This is a genomic window from Rathayibacter rhapontici, assembly GCF_001995175.1.
Classification (GTDB): domain Bacteria; phylum Actinomycetota; class Actinomycetes; order Actinomycetales; family Microbacteriaceae; genus Rathayibacter.
Genome location: NZ_MUKN01000001.1, coordinates 23,242 through 48,659, shown reverse-complemented (window position 1 = coordinate 48,659; position 25,418 = coordinate 23,242). Strand labels below are relative to the sequence as shown.

The window sequence follows — 25,418 nt, the reverse complement described above, 5'->3', positions numbered from 1 at the left end:
CTCCACGCTAGGTATCCCGCTCGTATTACTCCAATGCATCTTCCGGCTGCTGGCGATGCGCTTAGGCTATGTTGATGAACTTCGAGCAGCTGACCGGATTCGTCGAGATCGCACGCTCGGGCAGCTTCACCCGAGCGGCCGAGTCGCTGCACCTGGCGCAGCCTCGTTGAGCCGCCAAATCTCCGCGCTGGAGCAGGATCTGGGGTCGGAGCTGTTCCACCGGTCCCGCGCGGGCAACACGCTCACCTCGGCGGGCGAGCTCCTCCTGCCGCTCGCGCGCCGCATGCTCGCCGACGCCGAGTCGGTGCGCCGCGAGCTGGCGGAGCTGGCCGGGCTCGAGCGCGGCCGGGTGCGGTTCGGCGCGACTCCGACGCTCTGCATCAGCCTCGTCGCCGAGGTGCTGCACGCGTTCCACGCGGCGCACCCCGCCATCGAGCTGCACCTCGCCGAGGACGGCTCGCGCAGCCTCTTCGACCGGCTCGCTCGGGGCGAGCTCGACCTCGCACTCGTGACGACGTCCACCGCGGCGGCCCTCGGCGCCTTCACCGTGACTCCGCTGCTCGTCGAGGAGCTCGTCGTGGTCTCGTCGGCCGCCGAGCCGGCGTTGGCCGAGTCGGGCGCGCTCGATCTGGCGGCCGTGGCCCGTCTGCCGCAGATCGTCTTCAACTCGAGCTACGACCTGCGCCGCACGACCGACGCGGCGTTCTCGGCGGCCGGTCTCACGCCCGACGTGGTGCTGGAGGGAGCGGAGATGGATGCGGTGCTGCGCTTCGCCGAGCGGGGCCTGGGCGTCGCGATCGTGCCGGCGATGGTGCTGCAGGGGCGGCCGGGGCTGCGGTCTCTGCGGATCGAGGAGCCGACGCGGCTGACCCGGACCATCAGCCTGGCGCGGCCGGCTGATCTGGAGCCGACGGCGGCCGTGCGGGTGATGCAGCGGACGATCGCGGCGACCGCTCGGGCGTTCGCGGCGCAGGCGGGCGGGACGATGCGGGTGGCGGAGGGGCGGGCATCGGCCGAGCGGGGCGCGCTGCGCTCGTAGGGTGCGATCCCGCGGATCCATCGAGGTCCGCGGGAAGCGCTTCGGTGAGCGGAACGGCTCAGTGCCCGAGAGGGAGCGGGGCCCTGGCACCATCCCGAGGATGCGGAGGAGGCCGGCGGACGGAGGCGTCCGTGATCAGGTGAGGACACGATGTCTCTCCGGGCTGACACCCGACGTCCTCTCCACCTAGACTCTCTACGACAGATGATGGACAGGGCTTTCCCGCCGTCCGTCGGTATCTGCGACCCCCCTCCTCTCGTGTCGAACATCGTCCTCGCGGAGAGACGACCGGAAGGCTCGACAGCGATGACCACTCCTCCGAAGGCTCTCTCCGCTGTGTCCAGGCGGGCGATCCTCGCAGGCTCTCTGGCCGGCGCGGGTGCCGTCGTCTTCGCTGCTCCGGCGCTCGCCGCGGGTGACGTCGGAGCGGTCCCCAAGCTCCCCGGCGAGGTGTCCCGCCTGGCGACCGCCACGTCGCGCACGGGGAGGAAGCGCTACGAGATCATCGACGTGGTCGTCGCGGGAGACCGTGCCCGACTCTTCGTCCCGCACGCATCGGCGCCCTCGCAGAGCGTCGGAGCGACGATGCTCTGGTACTACCACGCCCGCAACGGGACCCACACGGCGCTCTCCAGCGCCTTCGCCTATTCGGCGGATCTGGCCGTCGATCGCGGCATCATCAGCATCTGCCCCACCTACGGCGGGAGCATCTGGACGAGCGCTCGGGCGCTCGAGATCCAGGTCGCCGTGGCCGCCTGGGCCTCGTCCCTCTGGCGCATCGACGCGAGTCTGCTGCGCTCCGACTCCGGCGGCGGACCCCTGCTCGCGTGGGCCTACGCCAACCGCCTCGTCCCGAAGGTCCTCGGCGCCTACCTCAGCAGCAGCTCCTACGATCTGGAGGAGCGCGCGACCAGCGAGCCGGACAAGGTGGTTCCGCACTTCCCCGACTTCGCAGCCATCGTCGCGGCGAATCCTGCTCGTCTTCCGCAGGACGTTTGGCGCAACGCCCGGCTCCGCATCACGGGCTCTCCGGACGACGTCGTCGTGCCCTTCGCGAAGCACGGCACCGCTCTGCACGCGGCCGCTCTGCCGGTCGCGAAGGAGGCGACCCTCCGCTCCCACCCGGGCGAGGGCACCGGCGGGCACGCCGTCCCGAGCTTCACGAACAAGGACATGCTGGACACCTTCCAGCGCTGGCTCGCCGAGGGGCCGGTACCCGAGGCGGAGCCGCCGGCGGCGGTCCTCCCAGGGGCGGGGACGTACGAGAACGGCGCCGAGGGGATCGTCACGACGGGCACGTGGTCGACGCTGAAGTCGGCGGCGGACAGTGGCGGGAGCATCGCGTACTCGACCACGGCGGGCGCTCGGCGACGTTCGCGTTCACGGGCACGGGCATCAGCTGGGTCAGTCGTCTGACGGGTTCGTCGGGGATCAACGAGGTCGAGTTGGACGGCGTGAAGGTCGCCTCCGTCGACCGCTACAGCGCGACGACTCGATCGAAGCAGACGGTCTGGAGCAGCGGCCCGCTGCCGGCCGGACCTCACACGGTCACGATCTCCCGCGGGACGACCCGCAATCCTGCGGCCACGGGCTCGACTCTGATCCTCGACGCGTTCGTCGTCAGCGACGCGACGCCGCCGCCCGCGACGGTGCTTCCAGGTGCGGGGACGTACGAGGACGGGTCCGAGGCGATCACGACGACGGGCACGTGGTCGACGCTGAAGTCGGCGGCGGACAGTGGCGGGAGCATCGTGTACTCGACCACGGCGGGCGCCTCGGCGACGTTCGCGTTCACGGGCACGGGCGTGAGCTGGGTGAGCCGTCTGACGAGCTCGTCGGGCGTCAACGAGGTTCTGGTCGACGGTGTGAAGGTCGCGTCCGTCGACCGCTACAGCGCGACGACCCGTTCGAAGCAGACAGTGTGGAGCAGCGGCCCGCTGCCGGCCGGACCTCACACGGTCACGATCTCCCGCGGGACGACCCGCAATCCTGCGGCCACGGGCTCGACTCTGATCCTCGACGCGTTCGTCGTCAGCGACGCGACGCCGCCGCCCGCGACGGTGCTTCCGGGTGCGGGGACGTACGAGGACGGGTCCGAGGCGATCACGACGACGGGCACGTGGTCGACCCTGAGGTCGGCGGCGGACAGTGGCGGGAGCATCGCGTACTCGACCACGGCGGGCGCCTCGGCGACGTTCGCGTTCACGGGTACGAGCATCAGCTGGGTCAGTCGTCTGACGGGTTCGTCGGGGATCAACGAGGTCGAGTTGGACGGCGTGAAGGTCGCCTCCGTCGACCGCTACAGCGCGACGACCCGATCGAAGCAGACGGTCTGGAGCAGCGGCCCGCTGCCGGCCGGACCTCACACAATCACGATCTCCCGCGGGACCACCCGCAATCCGGCGGCCACGGGCTCCACTCTGATCCTCGACGCCTTCGTCGTCAGCGACGCACCGTCGCGCCCGCGACGACGGTGCCGGTCCCGGCCGCCGAGTGGTCCTTCGCCGAGAGCAGCGCTCCCTTCGCGTCCGCCGTGGCCGGAGCTCCCGCCCTCCAGCAGGGCGTCGGATCCAGCGCGCAGCGCGTCAGCACCCCGTTCGGGGAGGGCGTCTCCTTCAACGGCAGCACCGATCATCTGATGGTGCCCAAGGGCGAGCTCGGCCCGCTCAATCTCGGCGCCTCGACGGGAGCGGTCACGATCGCCGTCTGGGTCCTCAGCTCCGCCCCCGGCGGCTCCTGCCTCGCCGGCGTGTGGGAGGAGTCCACCGTGGGGCCGTTGCGCTCCTACGCGCTGTTCAACAACCTGCCGGAGTACGGCGGCTGGGAGCGGGTGTGCATGCACGTCTCGAAGACCGGAGGGCCGACGCCGGGCTACCCGTTCTCGCGCGACTACTCCGTCGAGCCCCGGCGCATCACCCGCGGCGTGTGGCAGCTGCACGTCGGCACGTACGACGGAGCGGAAGCGGTGTCGTACCTCGACGGCACGGCCACGGGCTATCCGAAGTTCACCGACAAGCTCGGAGCGACGTACGCCAAGAACCCCTATCGCTTCGACGAGGGTCTGAACGCGGCTCCGGGCGACTTCGTCGTCGGCGCAGTCGGTCGCGACGGAGGGATGATCAACCGCTTCAAGGGAACTCTCGCGCGACTCCGCGTCTGGGACCGGGCGCTCACCGCCGAGCAGGTGAAGGAGCTCTACACGGTCGAGAGATCGGCTCTCCTGTGATCGTGGGCGAACGCCGGAGCGGACGAGGGACGGGCGGTCCCCTCTTCCGGTAACGACCTGGATGCAGTGCGGTGGTCGCCCTCATCCGGGCCGAGCGATGTCGCACACGACCCGTGACACCCGCTCGGCCTCCTCGAGCACCCGTGACGAGTCAGGCCGGACGAAGGCTCCGCACTGGAAGCGCGAACGGGGTCGGCGGATGCAGCAGCCGAGACTGGGCGAGCGGCCGCGACGGAGGGCGTCGAGCGCGGATCGGATCCAGGCGCAGCTCGTCGGCACTGGACGCGATGTGCGAGCGCCGGAGGATGCCTCATCGATCCGCCGCTCGTCTCCGCGTCGCTCCGTCGTGTCAGCCGACGATGAAGGCGTCGAGGATGATGTTCGATCCGGTGGAGGCGGGATTCTTGGTGCTGCCGCGCTTGATCATGATGGTGTGGGTGCCGGCGGCGAGGGTGCCGCTGGTCCAGACGGTCTGCGCGTAGCGGGTGGTAGCGCTGTAGCGGTCGACGACGGTGATGAGCTTCCCGTCGATGTAGACCTCGTTGCTGCCGGAGGAGCTGGTCTTCCGGCTCACCCAGCTGACCTTCGTGCCGGTGAACCTCAGGGTCGCCGACGCCCCGGTGGTGGTGGAGTAGGCGATGCTGCCGCCGCTGTCGGCGGTGGAGGAGAGAGTGGACCAGGTGCCCTGGGTAGCGATGAACGCGGACCCGTTCTGATAGGTGCCCGCTCCGGGGACTGCGGGTTCCGGGGCCTCCTCGGCGGGTCCTTCGGTGAGCCAGCGCTGGAAGTGGTCGAGCATGTCCTGGTTGGTGAAGGTGGGGAACACGTGCCCGGTCGGGGTGCCCTCGCCGCTGTGGTACTTGATGGTCGCCTCTTTCGCGACCGGGCGTGACTGGTTGTAGAGCACGACACCGTGCTTCTCGAACGGCACGACGGTGTCGTCGAGAGACCCGGTGATGCGGAAGCGGGTGTTCCTCCACACGGACTGAGGGAGGCGTGCCGGGTTGGTGGCGGCGACGAGGTTCATGTCGTTGTTGTAGTACTGCATCACGGTGGCGGGGTCGCGCGTGGCCTTCTCGACCATGTCGAAGGTGCCGCTGCAGAGATAGGCCCCGCGGATGTCGGGGATGAGCCGGTTGCCGTAGGCCCAGGTCATCAGGGGGCCGCCGCCGGAGTTGGCGCGGAGGAAGCTGACGTCGACCTTCCAGATCCCGGTGACCCACTTGACCACGGCGTTGAGGATGTCGATCGCGCGCTGGCTGGTCCAGATGCTGCCGCCGTAGGTCGGGCAGATGCTGATCATGCCCTTGTCCACCGCCTGGTCGGCGGTGTACGCGAAGGCGCTGGAGAGCGCTGTGTGGTTGCCGCCGCGGGCGTGGAAGTACCAGATGAATCCGCGGCCCGTGGTCAGAGACGGCTTCGCCGAGTGCGGGATGAACAGACGGGCGCGGTCACCGGCGACGACGACGTCGACGACCTCGTACGACCTCCTCCCTGTGCGAGAAGTCTTGGTCTCCATCCGCGACACCTCACCGGGAAGCTTGGGAATCGCCGTGTAGTTCGCGGCCGCCGCCGGCGAGGCGAAGGCGAGGGCGGCGCCGACGCCGGCGACGGATCCGGCGAGCACGGTGCGGCGGGAGAGCCCGGAGGTGGGGCGCGGGGAGTCGGTCATGCGTTCAGGCCTTTCAGGCTCTCACCGGGCCGGTCCCGGATGGGCGAGTGAGGGAGGAGGGGTGCCCAGTGGACGTTACGGCGACTGCACGGGATCACGTCCAGGCTGACCGAGCACTCGATATCGAGAGACGTCCTCAGTCGAGGATGACAGCTGCTGCCCTCGGAAGGGAACGCCGGCGACGAACGCGGCTGTGCTCGTCGGGCTCCCACCCCTCACGCCGACGACTCCCGCGGTACCAGCCGCACCGGCATGCGCCGGACGCCCGGCGTCGCTCCGCCGCGGATCGCGTGCGACAGCTCCTCCGCCGCGGCGCGCCCCAGCGTCTCGAGCTGCATGTCGATGCTCGAGAGCGGCGGCCGCGCCGCCTCGACGAGCAGATCCCAGTTGTCGAAGCCCACGACCGCCACGTCCCGCGGCACCCGCCGCCCGCTCTCGCGCAGGTGGTCCCGCGGCACCCGCCGCCCGCTCTCGCGCAGGTGGTCCAGCGCACCGCGCGCGATCTGGTCGCTCGCGCAGATGATCGCGTCGAGGTCCGGGTGCGCGTTCACGAGCTCCTCCGCGCACTGCCGGCCCCAGCTCTCGGACCACTGGCCGTAGAGCACGTCGCCGCCGACCAGCGGCAGGCCCGCCTCCGTCAGCGCCTGCTGCACGCCCGCGGCGCGATCGCGGGCGGCCGCGTAGCTGGGCTCGCCGTTGATGAGGGCGATGCGGCGGCGGCCGCGGTCGAGCAGATGACTCGCGGCGAGGACGCCGGCCTGCGCGTTGTCGGGCGTGAAGGAGGAGTCGGCGGGATCCTCCGAGGGGGCGTAGGCGTAGACGACGGGCACCGGGATCGTGCTCGTGATCGACGGGCGCGAGTTGGTGGTGCGGCCGAGGACGACGATGCCGTCGACGCGCTTGGCGAGCAGGTTCTTGATGTGGTGCTGCTCGCGGATGGAGTCGCCGCGGGCGTCGCAGAGCAGGACCGAGGTGGAGCCGGCGCCGAACGCGTCTTCGGCGCCGAGGAGGACCGGCAGCACGAAGCGGTTGTCGAGGTCGCTGGTGAGCATGCCGATGGTGCCGGTGCGCGACGAGTTCAGGGCCTTGGCGAACGGGTTCGGGGTGAACGACAGCGAGGCGGCGGCGTCGAGGACGCGCTGACGGGTCTCGGCGCGCACCTGATCGCGGTTGTTCAGGGCCTTCGATGCTGTGGCGACCGAGACGCCGGCGACGCGGGCGACGTCGGTCAGGGTGATCGAGCCTGTGGGTTTGCGCGGGGTCACGGCGTCCTCCGATCGGCGGCGCGGATGAGCGCTCCGCCCGATCCTCGCACGAGTCCGCGAAAACCCGAAAAGACCGAAACGCAATGATCTCTTGACGACCGGTGGCCGCCTGCGTAGGTTCAACCCGCAGAAAGTAGTTTCGGTACCGCGGTGAGCGGACCGGGACGGACCCGTCAACGACGAAGGGAACATCCGTGAGGACGAGGAAGTACGCACGGGGCCTCAGCGCCGCCGTCGCGCTGGGAGCGGCGGCGGCCGCACTGACCGGCTGCGCAGGAGGATCCGGGGGCGGCTCCACCTCGGCCGCGGGAGGAACCTACACGTTCTGGGACCCCTACCCCCAGTTCGACGAGAGCAGCGAGTGGGCTCAGCTCATCGACGCCTGCGGCACGGAGGCGGGCGTGACGGTCGAGCGGACCGGCTACGACACCACCGACCTGACCAACAAGGCCCTGCTCGCGGGGCAGCAGGGGAACTCGCCCGACATCCTGCTCGTCGACAACCCCGTCGTCTCGACGCTGGCCGAGTCGGGGATCCTGACCACCACCGCCGAGAACGGGCTCGAGACCGGCGACATCGACGCGAACATCCTCGCGGCGGGGCAGACCGGCGGCGACACGTTCGGCGTGCCGATCGGGGCCAACACGCTCGCGCTCTACTACAACAAGACGGTCCTCGCCGCGGCGGGCGTCGACATCGCCTCCGTCACTGACTGGGCGAGCCTGACCGACGCGCTCGCGAAGGTCACCGCCTCGGGCGGCAAGGGCATCACGTTCTCGGGCATCGGCACGGAGGAGGGGAGCTTCCAGTTCCTCCCGTGGTTCTGGGGATCGGGCGCCGAGCTCACCGAGCTCGACTCGCCCGAGGCCGTCCAGGCCGTCTCGCTCTGGACCGACTGGGTCGAGAAGGGCTACGCGCCCAACTCGGTCATCGGCAACACGCAGACCACCAGCTGGCAGGAGTTCGAGACCGGCGAGTTCGCGTTCGGCGAGAACGGCACCTGGCAGCTCGCGAACGCGAAGGCGTCCGGCATCGACTACGGGATCCTCACGATCCCCGCGATCGACGGCGGATCCGCCCCGGCGCCGACCGGAGGCGAGTTCCTCACCCTCCCGGTGCAGAGCGACGAGTCGCGCTACGAGACCACCGCGGCGATCGCGGAGTGCCTGACGTCGACCGACAACCTGGTCACGACCGACACGACGCTCTCGTACATCGCGCCGACCGCCGAGGCCCAGGACGCGCAGGTCGCCGCGAACGCCGATCTCGAGCCCTGGGTCGAGGCGGTGCAGTCCGCCAAGGGCCGCACCTCGGACGATCTCGGCACGAAGTACCCGCAGATCTCGGAGCAGCTCTGGTCGGCCGTGCAGAACGCGCTGAGCGGCGCGCAGTCGCCCGAGGACGCGCTGAAGGCCGCCCAGGCCGCGGCCGAGTCCGCCACGAAGTAGCCGGAGGGGCCGGGCCGGTGCCGCGCGCACCGGCCCGGCCGTCGGAGGGAAGAGATCATGACCACCACCACCGAGACCGCCCGGCTGCTGCAGCGCGCGGGCGAGCGGAGGGACGCCGCCCCCGCGGACGTCTCTCCGCCCCGGCGCCGCACGCGCCTCGAGGGCAGCCGGCTGATCGCGTGGGCGTTCCTCGCTCCGCTGGTCGCCTACCTGCTCGTCTTCTACGCGTTCCCGCTCTACCGCAACCTCGAGCTGAGCCTGAAGGACTACACGGTCCGCTCGTTCGTGCAGGGCGACGCGGCGTTCATCTGGTTCGACAACTACATCCGGGTGTTCCAGGACGCGACCTTCGGGCCGGCGCTCCTGCACACGGCCGTCTTCACGGTCGTCTCGATCGCGTTCCAGTTCTCGATCGGGCTCGCGCTGGCGGTCTTCTTCTACCGGACTTTCCCGCTCTCGGCGACGCTGCGGGCGCTGTTCCTGGTGCCGTGGCTCCTGCCGCTGATCGTGTCGGCGTCGACCTGGTCGTGGATGCTGAACAGCGAATCCGGCATCGTCAACGCGTTCCTGGAGTCGTTCGGCATCGGGCAGATCAACTGGCTCACGTCGCCGTCGACCTCGCTGATCGCGGTGCTGATCGCCAACATCTGGATCGGGATCCCGTTCAACCTCGTGATCCTCTACTCCGGTCTGCAGAACATCTCGCAGGACCTCTACGAGGCGGCCTCGCTCGACGGCGCGACCGGCGCCCAGCAGTTCTGGCGCATCACGCTGCCGCTGCTGCGGCCGGTCTCGGCGATCACGATCCTGCTCGGCCTCGTCTACACGCTGAAGGTGTTCGACATCATCTGGATCATGACGAAGGGCGGCCCGGCCGACTCCTCCACCACGCTCGCGACCTGGACCTACCAGCTCGGCTTCGGCTCGATGCTGCCCGACTTCGGACCCGCGGCGGCCGTCGGCAACCTGCTGATCCTCCTGGCGCTCGCCTTCGGCGTCGTCTACATCCGGGTGCAGCGGAAGCAGGCGCAGTCGTGACCGCGCGCAGGCCCTGGTGGCTGACCGCGATCGGCCTCGTGCTCACCGGGATCATGCTGTTCCCCGTCTACTGGATGGTGAACGTCTCGCTCACCCCGACCGGCTCGATGCGCAAGGATCCGCCGGACTGGTTCCCGCTCTCGCCCACCTTCACGGGCTACGAGGCGGTGCTGCGCGAGCAGTTGCCGTTCCTCGGCACGAGCCTGATCGTCGGGCTCGGGACGGTCGTGCTCACGGTCGTCATCGCCGCTCCGGCCGCCTACTCGCTGGCGAAGCTGCGGCCGCGCGGAGGGAACGCGGTCTCGTTCGTGCTGCTGATCGCGCAGATGATCCCGGCGATCATCATGGCGATGGGCTTCTACGCCATCTACCTCAACCTCGGGCTCCTGAACTCGGTGGCCGGGCTGATCGTCGCCGACTCCACGATCGCGGTGCCGTTCGGCGTGCTGATCTTCACCGCGTTCATGTCGGGGATCCCGGACGAGCTGACCCAGGCGGCGCGGATGGACGGCGCGAGCGCCTGGCGCACCTTCACGTCGGTGGTCATGCCGATCAGCCGCAACTCCGTCGTCACCGTCTCGCTCTTCGCGTTCCTCTGGGCGTGGTCCGACTTCGTCTTCGCCTCGACGCTCGACAGCGGAGGCGATCTGCAGCCGATCACGCTCGGCATCTACCGCTACATCGGCAACAACAACCAGGAGTGGAACTCGATCATGGCGACCGCCGTCGTCGCCTCCCTCCCCGCCGCCGTGCTCCTCGTCGTCGCCCAGCGCTACGTCTCCGCAGGAGTCACCGCCGGCGCCGTCAAGGACTGACCGTTCCACCTAGGAGAACTCCGTGACCACGACGTCCCCCGCGACCACCACCGCCCTCGGCGGGCCGGTCGCCCCCGGCTCCGGCCGGCTGCGCCCGCTCGGGCAGCACGAGATCCGACTGACCGGCGGCTTCTGGAAGCAGTACCAGGACCTCGGCGCGCAGGCCGTGATCGGCCACTGCCTCTCGTGGATCGAGCGCGTGGGCTGGGCCGGCAACTTCGACCGCGCGGCCGACGGCACGATCTCTGACGCCGCCGGGAACCGGCACGCGGGCATCGAGTTCGTCGACTCGGAGGTCTACAAGCTGCTCGAGGCGATGGCCTGGGAGCTGGGGCGGTCGGACGACGCGGAGCTCGCCTCCTCCTACGACGCCCTCGTCGCCCGGGTCGCCGCGGCGCAGGAGGAGGACGGCTACCTGCACACGAGCTTCGGCCGCGAGGGGCAGCCCGCGCGGTACTCGAATCTGGAGTGGGGGCACGAGCTGTACTCGTTCGGGCACCTGATCCAGGCGGCCGTGGCGCGGCTGCGCACGGGGCACGACGACCTGCTGCCCGCGGTGGCGCGGCGGCTGGCCGAGCACGTCTGGCGCGAGTTCGGACCCGGCGGGCGCGTCGCGGTCTGCGGGCACCCCGAGATCGAGCCGGCGCTCGCCGAGTTCGCCCGAGCCACGGGGGACGGCCGCTGGCTCGAGCTCGCGCGCCTCTTCGTCGAGCGCCGCGGCACGGGCACCCTCGGCGCCGTGCAGTTCGGTCCGGAGTACTTCCAGGACGACGTCCCCGTCCGCAAGGCGGATGTCCTGCGCGGCCACGCGGTCCGCGCGCTGTACCTCGCCTCCGGGGCCCTCGACGTGGCGGTCGAGACCGGCGACGCCGAGCTCGAGGACGCCGTGCGGCGCCAGTGGTCGAGCACCGTCGCGCGGCGCACGTACATCACGGGCGGCATGGGCTCGCACCACCAGGACGAGGCGTTCGGAGCCGACTACGAGCTGCCCTCGGACCGCGCCTACGCGGAGACCTGCGCGGCCATCGCCTCCGACATGCTCAGCTGGCGGCTGCTGCTGCGCTCGGGGGACACGGCCTGCGCCGACCTGATCGAACGGACCCTGCTGAACGCGGTGCTGCCGGCGACCCGCGCCGACGGCCGCGCCTTCTTCTACACGAACACCCTGCAGCAGCGGGTCGACGGAGTGGAGCCCGACGAGTCGGTCGAGACCGACCGGGCGCAGTCGAGCCTGCGGGCTCCCTGGTTCTGGGTGTCCTGCTGCCCGACGAACACGGCGCGGACGCTCGCGAGCGTCGAGCTGGGCTTCGCGACGGCCGACGACGACGGGGTGCAGCTGCACCAGTACGGCGCCTACCGGGTCGAGACCGGCGGCATCGCCCTGCAGGTCGAGACCGAGTACCCCGCCGACGGGGCGATCGCGGTGCGCATCGAGCAGGACGCGGAGTTCTCGCTCACCCTGCGCATCCCGCCGTGGGCCCGCGGCTCGGCGCTGCTCGACGGCGCTCCGGTCGAGGAGTCGCGCGACACGGTGACCGTACGGCGCGCCTTCCGCGCGGGCGAGGTCGTGCGGCTGTCGCTCCCGATGACCGCGCGATTCGTGACGCCCCATCCGCGCATCGACGCCGTCCGCGGGCAGGTCGCGCTCGAGCGCGGGCCCTTCGTGCTGGCGGTCGAGTCGATCGACCTGCCCGCCGGACTCGACACCGAGCACATCGCGATCGACCGCTCGGTGGAGCCGGTCGCGGCGCCCGACGGCGGCGCCCGCGCGGCGATCGCGGCGGTGAGCGCGCAGGAGGAGGCGTGGGCGTACGGGGCCGCTCCGGTCTCCGTGGAGCAGCGCTTCGACGTCGAGTTCCGGCCGTACTACACCTGGGCGAACCGCGGGCCGTCGACGATGCGCATCTGGACTCCCGCGCTCTGAGGGCGTAGGACTGTCGTGCCCGCCGGGGCGCGGATCTTCGGGTGATCCGCGCCCCGGCGGGTTCTCGCGATGCGGGTGGTTCTGCGAGGAGGAGTCACCTCATGCGAATGGCTGCCTGCTTGCTGATCGAGTAGCCCGCGCAGCGGGCGTATCGAGATCCACACTCTCCAGAAGACCTGATCATGGTCCCGATCTGCTGAGCCCGGCAGGTCTCGATAGGCCCCTCCGGGGCTACTCGACCAGCGAGCGAGCGGGCGGCGCCAGCCTACTGCGAGAGCTGCAGGTCGAGGCGGTCGAGGAGGGTCTCGAGGGAGATCTCGAACTCCTCGGTGCTGCGGTCCTGGCTGAGCAGGGTGCGCAGGCGCCGGACCTCGGGCGCGGAGTCGAGGGAGAGGTTGCCGTCCCGCTGCGGGATGTCGGCGTCGCCCTCGTCGAGCGGGAGGTCGGTCGGCGACGTCTCGGCGCCGAGGACCGCGGACTGCAGGAGCAGCTGGCCGAGCAGGAAGCTGCTGAACGAGCGGTAGGCGCCGACGGCCTGCTCGTCGGTGAAGCCGTTGGCCGTCAGGGTCGTGAGGAAGGTGTCGACGACCTCGATGCTCCGCAGCGGCGGGCGCAGCCAGGGAGCAGCCGGGTGCCGGGTCGCGACCAGGGGGAACGCCCTCGGGTGGTCGATCGCGATGCGGCGCACCGCGTGGGCGGCGGTCTGCAGGAACTCCTGCCAGTGCTGGGCGTCCGCGTCGGCGAGAGTCGCAGTGAGGTCCTTCATCAGCACGGCGATGACGCCCTCGAGGAGGTCCTCCTTGCCGTGCACGTAGCGGTAGAGCGACATGGCCTCGACGCCCAGCTCCTGCGCGAGCGACCGCATCGAGAGGGCCTCGGCTCCCGATCGGTCGATGTGGGCGAGGGCGGTGTCGATGATCAGGTCGCGGCTGAGCCGCGGCGCCGACGAGCCGGATCGGGACGTTCGAGCGTGATCGACCACGGATGACACCTCTCTGCGGGGCTCCAGGCGGTCCGGATATCAGGTCGGAGAGCGGCGCACAAGCTCTTCCACCCTAGTGACGCTTACGCCGTAAGGTTCACCAGGGCTTACACCGTAAGTCCGTTCCCAGCGGGGCGACTGCACGAGCTCGCTCCGCGGCCGGTCCAGTTCCTCCGGGGAATCGGAGAGCGCTCCCAGACCGGGAGCGCGTCCGGACCGCTCGTCCGTCCGTCACCGCTATCCGGGCCAGTGCCCGGCGAAAGAGAGTGCACCATGATCGACAGCAGCACCGTTGACGACCTGATCGGCGCCGACGTCCGCGGCACCGACGACTCCAAGATCGGCACCGTCGGCCAGGTCTACGTCGACACCGCCAGCCAGCAGCCCACCTGGGTCACCATCCGCACCGGTCTCTTCGGCTCCTCGGAGTCGTTCGCCCCGCTGAGCGACGCGTCGTTCGACGGCGGAGTGGTCCGCGTCGCCTACGAGAAGGCGTTCGTCAAGGACGCTCCGCGCATCGAGGACGACGGCGCCCTGACCGCCGACGACGAGCAGGCCCTGTACTCCTACTACGGAGTCGGCGGCACCCGCGCCGAGAGCCCGCTCTACGACCAGGACGCCGACACCGGCTCGACCACCGACTTCGTGACCGACGGCCACGACACGACGGACCGCGGCACGACCGGCCGCGGCACGGAGGGCCACGACACCTCCGGCCCCACGACCGACGACGCGATGACGCGCTCCGAGGAGCGCCTGCGCGTGGGCACCGAGACGGTCGAGGCCGGCCGCGCCCGCCTGCGCAAGCACATCGTGACCGAGCAGGTCACCCGGACCGTCCCGGTCAGCCACGACGAGGTCACCCTGACGCGCGAGCCGATCACCGAGGCCAACGCCGGCGACGCCCTCGCGGGCCCGGACCTCAGCGAGGAGGAGCACGAGGTGGTCCTCACCGAGGAGCGCGTCGTCACCGCCAAGGAGACCGTCCCCGTCGAGCGCGTCAGCCTCGGCACCGAGACCGTCACCGAGCAGCAGCGCGTGGAGGAGGAGGTCTCGCACGAGGAGATCGAGCTCGTCGACCCGACCACCACCCGCACCACGACCACCGACGAGACCGGCACCCGCTAGTCGCGCACCGGTGCGGCCGACCACCCGATCGGCCGCACCGCCCCGTCCCCGCACCCTCCCCGCCCTCCCCGCCCGAAAGGCTCCCCCATGGACTTCCCCGCCGCACTGCAGAACGGTCTGGCCGCGGTCATCGCGTTCGTCCCGCTCGCGCTGCTCTTCCTGCTCATCCTCATCGTCGGCCTCATCGTCGCCAAGCTCATCGAGAAGGGCCTCTCGCGGCTGCTGACGAAGGTCGGCTTCGACCGCGCCGTCGAGCGCGGCGGCATCAAGAAGGCGCTCGCGAACTCGAAGCTCGACGCCTCCGACATCGTGTCGAAGATCATCTACTACACGCTCGTGCTGTTCGTGCTCCAGTTCGCGTTCGGTGTCTTCGGACCGAACCCCGTCAGCGACCTGCTCCAGGGCATCATCGGCTTCCTGCCGAAGATCATCGTCGCGATCATCATCATCGTGATCGCCGCCGCGATCGCCGCGGGCGCCAAGGGGCTCATCCAGAACACCCTGGGCGGCCTGTCCTACGGCAAGCTCCTCGGCAACATCGTCGCGATCTTCATCCTGTTCCTCGGAGCCACCGCGGCCCTGAACCAGATCGAGGTCGCCACGACCGTCAGCACGCCGATCCTCATCGCCGTGCTCGCGATCATCGCCGCGCATCATCGTCGGTGCCGGCGGCGGCCTCATCAAGCCGATGCAGCAGCGCTGGGAGGCGATCCTCACCAAGGCCGAGGCCGAGGCGCCCAAGATCCAGCAGGAGGCGAAGAACGCCCCGTCCGTGACGGAGCAGGCGTCGCGCGCCGCCGAGGCCGCGAAGCAGCAGACCGGTCAGAAGACCAGCGCGCGCCGCGCGGTCTGACCCGGCAGCACTCCACCGGCCGGTCCCGCTCCTAGGAGTGGGACCGGCCGTTCCCTTCTTCCCGGCGCTCCCGTCGCCGGTCCGCTCCTCGCATCGCATCGCATCGCATCACATCGGAGACACCATGCATCCCTGTTCCCGGCTCCTCGCATGAGCGCGTCGCCCGAGATCCCTCCGTCCGTCGTTCTGCACGAGGAGCGACTCGCCGTCTCGACGCGGCGGTTCGCGACCGAGCGCGTCCGGCTCGAGCGCGTCGTCGTCACCGAGCAGCGGACGATCACCGTCGACGTCCGCCGCGAGGAGATCCGCCTTGTGCGGGAGCCGCTCGAGGGCGGCGATCCGCTGCCGGGCGGCGGAGCGGCCGCTCCTGTCGAGCCGGTCGTCGTGATCCTGCACGAGGAGCGGATCGGGATCACCCGGACCGTCGTGCCCGTCGAGCGTGTGACGCTCCGGGTGTCGTCGGTCGCGGGGGAGCGCGACGTGACCGAAGAGCTGCGGCGCGAGGTCGTCGACGTGGAGCGGACGGAGATCTGAGGGGTCGGTCCTCGGTGGACGCGGGTCTCGGGACGCCCCTGCGGGGGTGCTCGACCAGCAAGGGTGTCATCGAGAGGGGCGGCGCGCTCTGCTGATCGAGCAGCCCGCGGAGCGGGCGGATCGAGATCCACGGACCCCGGACGCGGCGTGCATGGGACCCTGATCCGACACGACGGAAGGGGTGCACCGTGGGCGCGATGGACGATCTGATCGGCCCGGAGGTCGTCGAGCGGCTGGCCGCGTCGATCCGGGCGGTGGGTCCGGAGGAGCTGCCGGCGCTCGCCGCGGTGAGCGGATCACTGGACGGCCTCCGGCTCCGGCAGCGCGTGGACCTCGTGCGCGACGCGCTGCTGAGCGACCTGCCCGCAGGGTTCCCGGCCGTCGAGAGCCTCGTCCTCGATCTCGTCGAGCAGCAGCTCCTCGAGGGCTGGATGATCTGGCCGGTGACGGAGCTCGTCACCGGCCGCGCTCTCGAGAGCGGATCCGCCGAGCAGTTCGACGCGGCGCTCGCGCTCCTCGCGCGGCTCACCGTCGGCCTGACCGGCGAGTTCGCGATCCGCGACCTGCTGATCGCCCGGCCCGAGCGGGCGCTCGCGGTGATGCTCGCCTGGACGGACCACGAGAACGAGCACGTGCGGCGGCTCGCCACCGAGGGCTCGCGCGCCTTCCTGCCCTGGGCGAAGCGGGTGCCGTGGCTGCTCGCGCACCCGCGTGCGACCCGCGGGATCCTCGACGCCTCCTACCGGGACGAGTCCGAGTACGTGCGCCGCTCGACGGCCAACCACCTGAACGACCTCAGTCGCATCGATCCGGAGCTCGTGGTCGAGACGGCTGCGGGCTGGTCGGCGGACCCGGACGCGAACACGCCCCGGGTGGTGCGCCACGCACTCAGGACCCTGCTGAAGAAGGGCCACCCGACAGCGCTCGTCCTCGCGGGCTTCGACGGCGGACTGCTGCAGGTCGGCCGACCGAGTCTCTCCGTCGACGCGGTGCCCTGGGGCGGCTCCGTCGAGATCTCGGCCGAGGTCGTCAACGAGGGCGGGACGGAGGCGACGGTCGTCATCGACTACTCGATCGGCTTCCAGCGGGCCGACGGCTCCGTCCGACCCAAGACCTTCCGCCTCGCGACCCGGCGCTTCGCCGCGGGCGAGAGGACGACCGTGACCCGGACGCACTCGTTCCGCGAGATCACGACCCGGCGGTACTACCCGGGCGCCCACTCCGTCACCGTGCAGGCGAACGGCGTGGTGTCGACGCCGGTCGACTTCGTGCTCGAGAGCTGACGGTTCAGCGCCGCTCGACGGCACGGCGGCCCGACGGCACAGCGCCGCCCGGGAGGAACGGCCTCCCGGGCGGCGCTGCGTGCGGTGCGGAGTGCTACGCGTCGGTGCGCGAGTCGACGTCCTTCGCGGTCTCGATCGGCTCGCCGTCGACGCTCGCGCGGTCGGACCTGCCCCGGTCGCCGCGGGTCTTGAGCAGGCTCGCGACCGTGGCGACGGCGATCGTCGCTCCGATGAAGGTGAGCGAGAACCAGATCGGGATCTCGGGCACCCACAGCAGCGGCTCGCCGCCGTTGATGAAGGGCACCTCGTTGACGTGGAGGGCGTGGAACACGAGCTTCACGGCGATGAACGCGAGGATCACGGCCAGGCCCTGGCTGAGGTAGACGAGGCGCTCGAGCAGTCCGCCGATGAGGAAGAACAGCTGGCGCAGACCCATCAGCGCGAAGGCGTTCGCGGTGAACACGATGTAGGCCTCGCTGGTCAGACCGTAGATCGCGGGGATGGAGTCGAGCGCGAAGACGAGGTCGATGAAGCCGATCGCGACGATCGTCAGCAGCATCGGGGTGACGAAGCGCTTGCCGCCCTTCTTCACCGTCAGCTTGTCGCCGTGGTACTCGTCGGTGACGGGGAGGATGCGGCGCACCAGGCGCATGAAGGCGTTGTTCGACGGGTCGCCGTGGTCGCCCTTGATCTGCTGGTAGGCGAGGACGAAGAGCAGGGCGCCGAAGAGGTAGAAGACCCACGAGAAGTTCTCGATCAGCGCCGCACCGACGGCGATGAACGCTCCGCGCATGATCAGCGCGATGACGATGCCGATCATCAGCACCTTCTGCTGGTACTTCTTCGGCACCGCGAAGCCGCTCATGATGATGAGGAAGATGAAGAGGTTGTCGAGCGACAGCGCCTTCTCGGTGAGATAGCCGGCGAAGTACTCGCCGCCGTAGCGCCAGTCGGTGACGACGCCGATGCCGACGCCGAACAGCAGCGCGAGGCCGATGTAGAAGGCCGACCAGCGGGCGGACTCGCCGATGGTCGGTTCGTGGGGCTTCCTCACGTGGACGAAGAACTCGTAGACGAAGAAGGCGATCGTCACGGCGATCGTGATCAGCCAGACGGCGGGGGTGACCTGCACGGCGTACTCCAAGGGGTGGGTGGTCAGGATGACACCAAGGTCTCCTCCACTCCGCCGCGGACCTCAGGTCTTCACGGGCGGAGCCGATGGCCCGGAATGCTCTGTCGCATTCGTAATGACGGGCTCACCGCAGACGGGAGTACTCCCCTTGCTGGGGTCAACTGTAGCGAAGGGTGCGACGCGCCAACCTGGGAAGGGTCTGCGGCGGAGCCGCCGAGACGCTGGGCGGGGCGCGCGGGGACGTCTCTATCGGCGAGCCGATCGCCTCCGGGCGATCGAGCGGGTGGGCTCGGGGGTTCCCCGAGGACGGTCCTCAGGACGCGGGCCGACCCGTCAGCGCGGGTAGGTCCTCAGGGTCACCGGGGGCAGGGCGGCCAGCTCGGGGGAGACGACGCCGATGACGTCGGAGTGGTGGTCCACTCCGTCCTGGCGGAGGAACGACCAGCACTTGAGCGACCGGGGGCGCTTCGCGAGGGGCAGCGGCGCGGCCTCGACGACGATTAGCCCGCTGTCGTGGAGGAGGATGCGGGCGGCGAGCTTCTCGGCGCGGCCGTCGACCGTCCAGAGTCCGACGGCGCGCAGGCGGCCCTCGCGGCTGTCGACTCCGAGCGACATCACCGAGCTGTAGTCCTCGGAGGCGGCGCCCATGCCGATCTGGAAGTCGCCCGCGGCGCCGTCGAGCACGAATGCGACGTCGAGCCCCAGGCGGTGCCGCACGGAGAACGTCGACACGAGGCGACCGCTGCCGAACGACTCGGCGCGGCTCTGCGCGGTGCGGACGTGATCCTCCGCCTGCTGACGTTCCACGGCGATCCTCCTCGTGCTCGGAGCACGGCGATCGCGGCGCTGCCCCCGACCCTAGACCGCGGGCGGGTGCGGGTCGCTCCCCTTCACGGCGCCGAGGGTCCCGGCCGGTACGGTGGAACGGTTCCGAGCACCACCCCCGCCCGACGAAGGAGCCCCCATGCCCACCACTGTGAGCGGAGTCATCGCCCGATCGAAGGGCGCTCCCGTGGAGCTCGTCGACATCGTGATCCCGGACCCCGGGCCCGGCGAGGCCGTCGTCGACATCGAGACCTGCGGTGTCTGCCACACCGATTACCACTACCGCGAGGGCGGGATCAGCGACGACTTCCCGTTCCTGCTCGGGCACGAGGCGGCGGGCCGGGTCAGCGCGATCGGCGAGGGAGTGACGCACGTCTCCGTCGGCGACTTCGTCGTGCTCAACTGGCGCGCGGTCTGCGGCGAGTGCCGCGCCTGCGTGCGCGCGGAGCCTGGTACTGCTTCACCACCTTCAACGCCACCCAGAAGATGACCCTCGAGGACGGCACGGAGCTCAGCCCCGCGCTGGGCATCGGCGCCTTCGCCGAGAAGACGCTCGTGCACGCCAAGCAGTGCACGAAGGTCGACCCGTCGGCCGACCCCGCCGCCGTGGGCCTGCTGGGCTGCGGCATCATGGCCGGCCTCGGCGCCGCGATGAACACCGGCAACGTCACGCGCGGCGACTCCGTGGCCGTCATCGGCTGCGGCGGAGTCGGCACCGCCGCCGTCGTCGGCGCGAAGCTGGCCGGAGCGAGCACGATCATCGCGATCGACCGCGACCCCAAGAAGCTGGTCGCCGCGCAGAAGCTCGGCGCGACCCACGTCGTCGACTCGAGCGGTCTCGACGAGGCGGGAGTCGTCTCCGCGGTGCAGGAGCTGACGGACACGTTCGGCGCCGACGTCGTGATCGACGCGGTCGGCCGTCCCGAGACCTGGCGCCAGGCGTTCTACGCCCGCGATCTCGCCGGCACCGTGGTGCTCGTCGGGGTGCCGACGCCCGAGATGACCCTCGAGATCCCCCTCCTCGACGTCTTCGGCCGCGGCGGATCGCTGAAGTCGAGCTGGTACGGCGACTGCCTGCCCGAGCGTGACTTCCCGATGCTGACCGACCTCTACCTGCAGGGCCGACTGCCCCTGGACGAGTTCGTGAGCGAGCGGATCGGCATCCGCGGCATCGAGCAGGCCTTCGCCACGATGGCCGGCGGCGACGTGCTGCGCTCGGTGGTGGTGCTCTGATGGGCGCGCGGATCGACCACCTCGTCACCAGCGGGACGTTCAGCCTCGACGGCGGGACCTGGGACGTCGACAACAACGTGTGGATCGTCGGCGACGACTCCGAGTGCGTCGTCATCGATGCGGCGCACGACGCCGACGCGATCCTGGCGGCGGTCGGCGACCGCACTCTCGTAGCCGTGCTGCTGACCCACGCCCACGACGACCACATCGACGCGGTGGCGGGCGTGCGCGAGGCGACGGGTGCGCCCGTGCTGCTGCACGACTCCGACCGCATGCTCTGGGACGTGGTGCACCCCGACAGCGCGCCGAGCGCGGCGCTCGTCGACGGGCAGCGGATCGCCGTGGCCGGCATCGAGCTCGAGGTGCGGCACACGCCGGGCCACTCGCCCGGAGCGGTCTGCTTCGTGGCCGAGGAGCTCGGCACGGTCTTCACGGGCGACACGCTCTTCCAGGGCGGACCCGGCGCGACCGGCCGCTCCTACAGCGACTTCCCGACGATCATCGAGTCGATCACCGATCGGCTGCTGACGCTGCCGGCGGACACGGTCGTGCGCACCGGGCACGGCGACTCGACGACGATCGGGGCGGAGGCGCCGCATCGCGAGGAGTGGATCGCGCGCGGGCACTGAGGGCGGGGCGGCCGCGGTCGGTCACCGGCTGAAACCCCTCAGGACTCAGGCTGAGAGGCCGATCGCGCGTCACCTGCGCCGATCCCCGCCTCTCAGCCTCACTTCTGCAGGCCTCGGCCGTCGGGCCGGAGCGACGCGCTCAGATCCAGCCGTGCTCGCGGGCCTCGATCACCGCGCGCTGGCGGGTGTCGACCTGCAGCTTGCGGAGGATCGACGAGACGTGGTTGCGGACGGTGCCGTTCGAGAGGTGCAGCGCGGCTCCGATCTGCCCGATGGTCTCGCCGCGGGAGCCGGCGCTCAGCACGTCGAGCTCGCGGTCGGTGAGGGGGCTGCGCGTCGTGGCGAGGGCGTCGGCGGCGATCTCGGGATCGACGTAGCGGCGTCCGCTCGCGACCAGGCGGATCACCTGGCGACGTCCTCGGCGCGGCGCGACTTGGGGAGGAAGCCCGCGACTCCCACGGCCAGCGCTCGGCGCAGCACCCCGGGGCGGGCGTGGCGGGTCACGACCACGACGCGGGTGGCGGAGGAGCGGCGCAGTCGCTCCGCGGCCTCGATGCCGTCCATGCCGGGCATCTCGACGTCGAAGAGGCAGACGTCGGGCTCGAGGCGCAGCGCTTCGGCCACCGCCTCCTCGCCGTCGCGGCACTCGCCGACGATCTCGAGGTCGTCCTCGAGGCGGAGCAGCGCGGCGAGAGCCGTGCGGATCATGTCCTCGTCGTCGGCGAGGAGCACGCGGATCACCGCGCACCTCCGACGGGCAGGCGCGCCTCGAGCTCGAAGGTGCGCCGCGTCGGACGGGTGCGCAGCGTGCCGCCGGCGCGCTCGATCCGCTCGGTCATGCCGGCGATGCCGGCGCCCTGCTCGTCGGGCGCCTCGGGCTCGGCGGGGAGGTCGTTCTCGGCGTGGAAGCGCCACTGGCCGTCCTCGCGGGCGAGCCGCAGGCGGGCGGACTCGCCTCCGCCGTGCTTGAGGATGTTGGTCGTGCTCTCGCGGACCACGGGGCCGAGGGCGTCGGCGGGCGCGAGGTCCGCCTCCGGGCCGATGTCGAGCTGCACGCGCAGCCCGGCCGAGCGGAGGAGGTCGGCGGCGTTCTCGAGCTCGTCCGAGAGCGAGACGCTGCGGAAGCGCGTAGCGAGGTCGCGGGTGCCGGTACGGGCGCCGTCGACGCTGCGCTGAGCGGCGCGGAGCTGATCGAGGGCTCCGTCGGGATCGTCGCGGAGGAGGCGCTCGGCGAGTTCGAGCTGCAGGGCGATGACCTGGAGGTGGTGCCCCTGCAGGTCGTGGACGTCGCCCGCGAGGATCAGCCGCTCCTGCGCGGCCGCGAGGCGACCCTCCGCCGCCCGGGCGCGGTCGAGCTCGCGCACGATGTCCCACCACCAGAGCATGCTGACGATCGAGAACGGCAGCGCGGCGGCGAAGATCAGCATCATCGGCCACAGGTCGGCCTCGGACAGCGGTCCGGCGCTCAGCCGCTCGTGCTCGAGTGCCGCGGACACCACGAGGACGACGGTGAGGAGCGCGGTGAGGCGACCGCGGACGCCCCGCGGCCACGGCAGGACGCCGACCAGGACGAACGCGAGGGAGAGCGCGGAGGTGACGCTGCCGGTCGCCGCCCCGACGCCGGCCGCCGCTGCGACTCCGACGACGAGGACCGCCGAGGGGCCGACGGGCGAGTCCTCCCGCGCCCGGCGGTAGCGCAGGACCAGGACCGCGAAGGCGGCGCACCAGACCGCGGCGCTCCCGAAGTACGCGGCGACGCGCCACGGCTGCGGATCGCCGACGAGGACCGGCACGGACCAGACGAACAGCACGGCGAGCACGAACGATCCCGCCGACACGAGGGTGTACCACCAGGTGGCCGACACACCGCGGCCGGACGGCGGGGCGACGTCGATCGTCTCGGGCGCAGTGCTCATGCCGCCCACAGTACGACCATGACGGATGTCACCCCTCGGGGGTGAGTTCCTCCCCTGCCGAGGTGACCCGGCGGCACTGCCGGGGTGCTCGCGACTCCGGTCGGATGGAGTCATCCCCGAGAGACGGGAGGGCCGCCGACGCGGTCAGCAGAGCGGAGACGACATGTCGAACATCGCAGCCGACGCCATCCTCGGATTCCAGGACCTCCTCGCGCGGGTCCCCGACCTCGTGCAGCCCCTCGTGGTGGCGGCCGCAGGAGCCGTGCCCTTCATCGAGGGCGAGGGGGCGGCGACCATCGGGATCATCGGCGGCATCCACCCGGTGGTCGCCGCGATCTCGGGCGCGGTGGGCAACTTCGTCTGCGTGGCGCTGCTGGTGCTGCTGGGGGCGGGGGTGCGCTCGGCCGTGACGAAGGGGCGGACGCGGAAGTCCTCCGCGCGGCGCGAGAAGTTCCAGCGCGCGTTCACCCGTTACGGGGTGCCTGGAGTGAGCCTGCTCGGGCCGCTGCTGCTGCCGACGCACTTCACGGCGGTGATGCTCGCGGGGGCCGGAGTGGCGAAGGGGCGCGTGCTGCTGTGGCAGGGCGTCGCGATCGTGCTGTGGACGACGGCGCTGACGGTCGTGGTGAGCCTGGCGGTGGGCGGGGCGGGGCTGGCCTGAGGTGTTCGCAACCGAGGTCGGGAGGCTGAGGCGGGCCGTTGCGGGCCGCTCGCGGGCTCTGGCCCTCGGTTGCGGACGGGATCCGCACGCCGGACCGTCGGAACGAAGGCTGAGAGGCCGGACTCGCGCGGAGTGCGCGACATCCGGCCTCTCAGCCTTACTTCTGCAGGCGGTTGCGCTGCGACATCCGCGCTCCGGGCCTCAGGCGGTCACGCGGCGACGCGGGCGTGCGCGTCGGCCAGCAGCTCCACCGAGCGCAACCGCGCGGGGGTCGCGAGCGAGGCGTGGGCGACGATGACCTCGTCGGCGTCGGCCGAGCGGGCGAATCCGCTGACATAGTCCGCGACCTCCTCGCTCGTGCCGACTCCGGTGTAGTGGGTCATGCTCGCCACGTGCGCGCCGACCGGGGCGCTCAGCAGGCTGTCGAGCTCGTCGTCCGAGAACCGCTGATCGAACGGGATCTGGCCGCTCTGGCGCAGCAGCATCAGCAGGCGCGCCCGCTTCATCTCGGCGAACTGGCGCTCGGCGTCGGCGGTCGTGTCGGCCGCGATGGCGTTCACTCCGGCGATCACGTACGGGGCGTCGAGCTGCTCGGACGGGCGGAAGCCGCGGCGGTACTCGGCGACGGCCTGGTGCAGCGCGTCGGGCGCGAAGTGCGAGGCGAAGGCGTAGGGGAGGCCCAGGGCCGCGGCGAGCTGGGCGCCGAAGAGCGAGGAGCCGAGGATGTAGAGGGGCACGCGGGTGCCGGCTCCGGGCGTCGCGCTGACACCGGGGATCCGGGACTCGCCGGCGAGGAAGGCCTGCAGCTCGAGGACGTCCTGCGGGAAGCGCTCGGATGACTCCGGATCGCGGCGCAGCGCCCGGAACGTCGCCTGGTCGCTGCCCGGCGCGCGGCCCAGGCCCAGGTCGATGCGGTCGGGGTGCAGGGTCGCGAGGGTGCCGAACTGCTCGGCGATGGTCAGCGGGGAGTGGTTGGGCAGCATGACGCCGCCGGAGCCCAGGCGGATCGTCGAGGTCTGCGACGCGACGTGCGCGATGAGCACCGAGGTGGCGCTCGACGCGATCGAGGCCATGTTGTGGTGCTCGGCGTACCAGACCCGGCGGTACCCGCTGCGCTCGGCCTGCTGCGCCAGCGCCACCGAGGCGGCGAAGCTGTCGCGCGCGGTCTCTCCGGGGGCGATGGGGGCGAGGTCGAGGATCGAGAGGGGAACGGTCATACGGGTGCCAACGCACGGGAGGCGCGGAGTGTTCCCGGTTCGGCGACCGCGCCCCTTCTCACCGGTCCTCGATCCTGCTACGGTGCTCTGAACCGGTTCAGTAAACCGGTTCACACTCGACGAGGAGGCGCACGATGGCCGGCAGGCCCACGATCCTCGACGTCGCCCGCGAGGCCGGCGTCAGCAAGGCGCTCGTCTCGTTCGCGCTCAACGATCGGCCCGGCGTCTCCGTCGGGACGCGCGAGCGGATCCTGCAGGTCGCCTCCGAGCTGGGCTACCGCCCCAGCGTCACCGCCCGCTCCCTCTCGACCAGCGTGTCGTTCGCCGTCGGCCTCGTCGTCGCGCGCGACCCCGAGGTGATCGCCGCGGATCCGTTCTTCCCCTCCTTCATCTCGGGCGTCGAGCGCGTGCTCGCCGAGAACGGCCGGGTGCTCGTGCTCAGCGTCGTCGAGCCGGGCGCGTCCGAGGAGGCGGTCTACCGCACCCTCGCCGCCGATCGCCGCGTCGACGGGATCTTCCTGACGGATCTGCGCGGGGACGACTCCCGCCCCGCCCTGCTCGCCGAGCTCGGCCTGCCCGCCGTCACCCTCGGCCGCTT

General features: G+C 71.1%; 22 protein-coding genes and 4 pseudogenes. 16 read left to right on the top strand and 10 right to left on the bottom strand.

What is annotated here, in order from left to right:
- Positions 1-68 precede the first annotated feature (68 nt).
- From B0T42_RS22145 to B0T42_RS00225, 3 genes and pseudogenes are all read left to right on the top strand, one after another.
- Positions 69-199 (top strand): annotated as a pseudogene (locus tag B0T42_RS22145) (LysR family transcriptional regulator); the annotation flags it as partial.
- Between the two features lie 84 nt (positions 200-283).
- A complete protein-coding gene (locus B0T42_RS00230; RefSeq protein ID WP_446737338.1) occupies positions 284-1,039 on the top strand; it encodes a LysR family transcriptional regulator substrate-binding protein in 756 nt (251 codons plus the stop codon).
- Between the two features lie 306 nt (positions 1,040-1,345).
- Positions 1,346-2,455 (top strand): alpha/beta hydrolase family protein, encoded by a 1,110-nt coding sequence (locus tag B0T42_RS00225; protein ID WP_077221458.1) that lies wholly within the window; start codon positions 1,346-1,348, stop codon positions 2,453-2,455.
- Positions 2,456-2,579: 124 nt separating this feature from the next.
- Here B0T42_RS00225 and B0T42_RS00220 read toward each other — a convergent pair whose 3' ends face one another.
- Complete coding sequence (locus tag B0T42_RS00220; protein WP_077221457.1) at positions 2,580-2,885, bottom strand: hypothetical protein; 306 nt, start codon at positions 2,883-2,885, stop codon at positions 2,580-2,582.
- Between the two features lie 105 nt (positions 2,886-2,990).
- Positions 2,991-3,245 (bottom strand): hypothetical protein, encoded by a 255-nt coding sequence (locus B0T42_RS00215; protein ID WP_139344359.1) that lies wholly within the window; start codon positions 3,243-3,245, stop codon positions 2,991-2,993.
- Between the two features lie 327 nt (positions 3,246-3,572).
- Here B0T42_RS00215 and B0T42_RS00210 point away from each other — a divergent pair, with 327 nt between their 5' ends.
- The gene (locus B0T42_RS00210; RefSeq protein WP_139344358.1) at positions 3,573-4,265 is read left to right on the top strand and encodes a LamG domain-containing protein; all 693 of its coding nucleotides are present in this window, start codon (positions 3,573-3,575) and stop codon (positions 4,263-4,265) included.
- A 349-nt stretch (positions 4,266-4,614) separates the two neighbouring features.
- Here B0T42_RS00210 and B0T42_RS00205 read toward each other — a convergent pair whose 3' ends face one another.
- Both B0T42_RS00205 and B0T42_RS00200 read right to left on the bottom strand, forming a co-directional pair.
- Entirely contained in the window at positions 4,615-5,937 is a 1,323-nt protein-coding gene (locus B0T42_RS00205) for a hypothetical protein (RefSeq protein ID WP_077221454.1), read from the bottom strand.
- Positions 5,938-6,152: 215 nt separating this feature from the next.
- Complete coding sequence (locus B0T42_RS00200) at positions 6,153-7,202, bottom strand: LacI family DNA-binding transcriptional regulator (protein WP_236720024.1); 1,050 nt, start codon at positions 7,200-7,202, stop codon at positions 6,153-6,155.
- 194 nt (positions 7,203-7,396) lie between these two features.
- Between B0T42_RS00200 and B0T42_RS00195 the strand changes: the two genes are divergently transcribed.
- The 4 genes from B0T42_RS00195 to B0T42_RS00180 are packed head-to-tail and all read left to right on the top strand — an operon-like array spanning position 7,397 to position 12,427.
- On the top strand, positions 7,397-8,650 hold the full coding sequence (locus B0T42_RS00195; RefSeq protein ID WP_077221452.1) for a sugar ABC transporter substrate-binding protein: 1,254 nt from the start codon (positions 7,397-7,399) through the stop codon (positions 8,648-8,650).
- Positions 8,651-8,707: 57 nt separating this feature from the next.
- Complete coding sequence (locus B0T42_RS00190) at positions 8,708-9,688, top strand: carbohydrate ABC transporter permease (protein WP_077221451.1); 981 nt, start codon at positions 8,708-8,710, stop codon at positions 9,686-9,688.
- The gene (locus B0T42_RS00185) at positions 9,685-10,503 is read left to right on the top strand and encodes a carbohydrate ABC transporter permease (protein WP_094742638.1); all 819 of its coding nucleotides are present in this window, start codon (positions 9,685-9,687) and stop codon (positions 10,501-10,503) included. The genes B0T42_RS00190 and B0T42_RS00185 overlap by 4 nt, the downstream gene beginning before the upstream one ends.
- Positions 10,504-10,525: 22 nt before the next feature.
- A complete protein-coding gene (locus B0T42_RS00180; protein ID WP_077221450.1) occupies positions 10,526-12,427 on the top strand; it encodes a glycoside hydrolase family 127 protein in 1,902 nt (633 codons plus the stop codon).
- 265 nt (positions 12,428-12,692) lie between these two features.
- On the opposite strand, the gene B0T42_RS00175 is transcribed toward B0T42_RS00180, so the two are convergent.
- Positions 12,693-13,409 (bottom strand): TetR/AcrR family transcriptional regulator C-terminal domain-containing protein, encoded by a 717-nt coding sequence (locus B0T42_RS00175; protein WP_094742637.1) that lies wholly within the window; start codon positions 13,407-13,409, stop codon positions 12,693-12,695.
- Positions 13,410-13,682: 273 nt separating this feature from the next.
- On the opposite strand from B0T42_RS00175, the gene B0T42_RS00170 reads away from it, so the two are divergent.
- The 4 genes from B0T42_RS00170 to B0T42_RS00155 all read left to right on the top strand — a co-directional run bounded on the left by B0T42_RS00170 (position 13,683) and on the right by B0T42_RS00155 (position 17,207).
- On the top strand, positions 13,683-14,537 hold the full coding sequence (locus tag B0T42_RS00170) for a PRC and DUF2382 domain-containing protein (protein ID WP_077221448.1): 855 nt from the start codon (positions 13,683-13,685) through the stop codon (positions 14,535-14,537).
- An 87-nt stretch (positions 14,538-14,624) separates the two neighbouring features.
- Positions 14,625-15,425 carry a mechanosensitive ion channel family protein gene (locus tag B0T42_RS00165; RefSeq protein WP_201788454.1) on the top strand — a complete coding sequence of 267 codons (801 nt, stop codon included), beginning with the start codon at positions 14,625-14,627 and terminating at the stop codon, positions 15,423-15,425.
- Between the two features lie 115 nt (positions 15,426-15,540).
- Positions 15,541-15,924 (top strand): YsnF/AvaK domain-containing protein, encoded by a 384-nt coding sequence (locus B0T42_RS00160; RefSeq protein WP_077221447.1) that lies wholly within the window; start codon positions 15,541-15,543, stop codon positions 15,922-15,924.
- Between the two features lie 197 nt (positions 15,925-16,121).
- On the top strand, positions 16,122-17,207 hold the full coding sequence (locus tag B0T42_RS00155) for a DNA alkylation repair protein (protein ID WP_236720023.1): 1,086 nt from the start codon (positions 16,122-16,124) through the stop codon (positions 17,205-17,207).
- Positions 17,208-17,301: 94 nt separating this feature from the next.
- Here B0T42_RS00155 and B0T42_RS00150 read toward each other — a convergent pair whose 3' ends face one another.
- Positions 17,302-18,339, bottom strand: a complete 1,038-nt coding sequence (locus B0T42_RS00150) for a TerC family protein (protein WP_077221545.1) — start codon at positions 18,337-18,339, stop codon at positions 17,302-17,304.
- 333 nt (positions 18,340-18,672) lie between these two features.
- Complete coding sequence (locus B0T42_RS00145) at positions 18,673-19,146, bottom strand: hypothetical protein (RefSeq protein ID WP_077221445.1); 474 nt, start codon at positions 19,144-19,146, stop codon at positions 18,673-18,675.
- A 157-nt stretch (positions 19,147-19,303) separates the two neighbouring features.
- Between B0T42_RS00145 and B0T42_RS00140 the strand changes: the two are divergent.
- Both B0T42_RS00140 and B0T42_RS00135 read left to right on the top strand, forming a co-directional pair.
- Positions 19,304-20,397: pseudogene (locus B0T42_RS00140) on the top strand (S-(hydroxymethyl)mycothiol dehydrogenase).
- The gene (locus B0T42_RS00135) at positions 20,397-21,026 is read left to right on the top strand and encodes an MBL fold metallo-hydrolase (RefSeq protein WP_077221444.1); all 630 of its coding nucleotides are present in this window, start codon (positions 20,397-20,399) and stop codon (positions 21,024-21,026) included. Before B0T42_RS00140 ends, B0T42_RS00135 begins: the two are co-directional and overlap by 1 nt.
- A gap of 139 nt (positions 21,027-21,165) precedes the next feature.
- Here B0T42_RS00135 and B0T42_RS00130 read toward each other — a convergent pair.
- Both B0T42_RS00130 and B0T42_RS00125 read right to left on the bottom strand, forming a co-directional pair.
- A pseudogene (locus B0T42_RS00130) lies at positions 21,166-21,767 on the bottom strand (response regulator).
- Positions 21,764-22,942: a sensor histidine kinase gene (locus B0T42_RS00125; RefSeq protein WP_158077988.1), complete on the bottom strand. Its 1,179-nt coding sequence runs from the start codon at positions 22,940-22,942 to the stop codon at positions 21,764-21,766. The pseudogene B0T42_RS00130 and the gene B0T42_RS00125 overlap by 4 nt, the downstream one beginning before the upstream one ends.
- 163 nt (positions 22,943-23,105) lie before the next feature.
- Here B0T42_RS00125 and B0T42_RS00120 point away from each other — a divergent pair, with 163 nt between their 5' ends.
- Positions 23,106-23,603 carry a small multidrug efflux protein gene (locus B0T42_RS00120; protein ID WP_077221442.1) on the top strand — a complete coding sequence of 166 codons (498 nt, stop codon included), beginning with the start codon at positions 23,106-23,108 and terminating at the stop codon, positions 23,601-23,603.
- A 209-nt stretch (positions 23,604-23,812) separates the two neighbouring features.
- Here B0T42_RS00120 and B0T42_RS00115 read toward each other — a convergent pair whose 3' ends face one another.
- A complete protein-coding gene (locus B0T42_RS00115) occupies positions 23,813-24,820 on the bottom strand; it encodes an LLM class flavin-dependent oxidoreductase (protein ID WP_077221441.1) in 1,008 nt (335 codons plus the stop codon).
- Positions 24,821-24,954: 134 nt separating this feature from the next.
- Between B0T42_RS00115 and B0T42_RS20815 the strand changes: the two are divergent.
- Positions 24,955-25,047: pseudogene (locus B0T42_RS20815) on the top strand (LacI family DNA-binding transcriptional regulator); the annotation flags it as partial.
- Positions 25,048-25,418: the final 371 nt, after the last annotated feature.

Bases quoted from the DNA above. Each gene is read 5' to 3' on its own strand.
- B0T42_RS00230 (WP_446737338.1), top strand. From the start codon at position 284: ATGCTCGCCGACGCCGAGTCGGTGCGCCGCGAGCTGGCGGAGCTGGCC.
- B0T42_RS00225 (WP_077221458.1), top strand. From the start codon at position 1,346: ATGACCACTCCTCCGAAGGCTCTCTCCGCTGTGTCCAGGCGGGCGATC.
- B0T42_RS00205 (WP_077221454.1), bottom strand. From the start codon at position 5,937: ATGACCGACTCCCCGCGCCCCACCTCCGGGCTCTCCCGCCGCACCGTG.
- B0T42_RS00190 (WP_077221451.1), top strand. From the start codon at position 8,708: ATGACCACCACCACCGAGACCGCCCGGCTGCTGCAGCGCGCGGGCGAG.
- B0T42_RS00170 (WP_077221448.1), top strand. From the start codon at position 13,683: ATGATCGACAGCAGCACCGTTGACGACCTGATCGGCGCCGACGTCCGC.
- B0T42_RS00165 (WP_201788454.1), top strand. From the start codon at position 14,625: ATGGACTTCCCCGCCGCACTGCAGAACGGTCTGGCCGCGGTCATCGCG.
- B0T42_RS00160 (WP_077221447.1), top strand. From the start codon at position 15,541: ATGAGCGCGTCGCCCGAGATCCCTCCGTCCGTCGTTCTGCACGAGGAG.
- B0T42_RS00155 (WP_236720023.1), top strand. From the start codon at position 16,122: ATGGACGATCTGATCGGCCCGGAGGTCGTCGAGCGGCTGGCCGCGTCG.
- B0T42_RS00135 (WP_077221444.1), top strand. From the start codon at position 20,397: ATGGGCGCGCGGATCGACCACCTCGTCACCAGCGGGACGTTCAGCCTC.
- B0T42_RS00125 (WP_158077988.1), bottom strand. From the start codon at position 22,942: ATGAGCACTGCGCCCGAGACGATCGACGTCGCCCCGCCGTCCGGCCGC.
- B0T42_RS00120 (WP_077221442.1), top strand. From the start codon at position 23,106: ATGTCGAACATCGCAGCCGACGCCATCCTCGGATTCCAGGACCTCCTC.
- B0T42_RS00115 (WP_077221441.1), bottom strand. From the start codon at position 24,820: ATGACCGTTCCCCTCTCGATCCTCGACCTCGCCCCCATCGCCCCCGGA.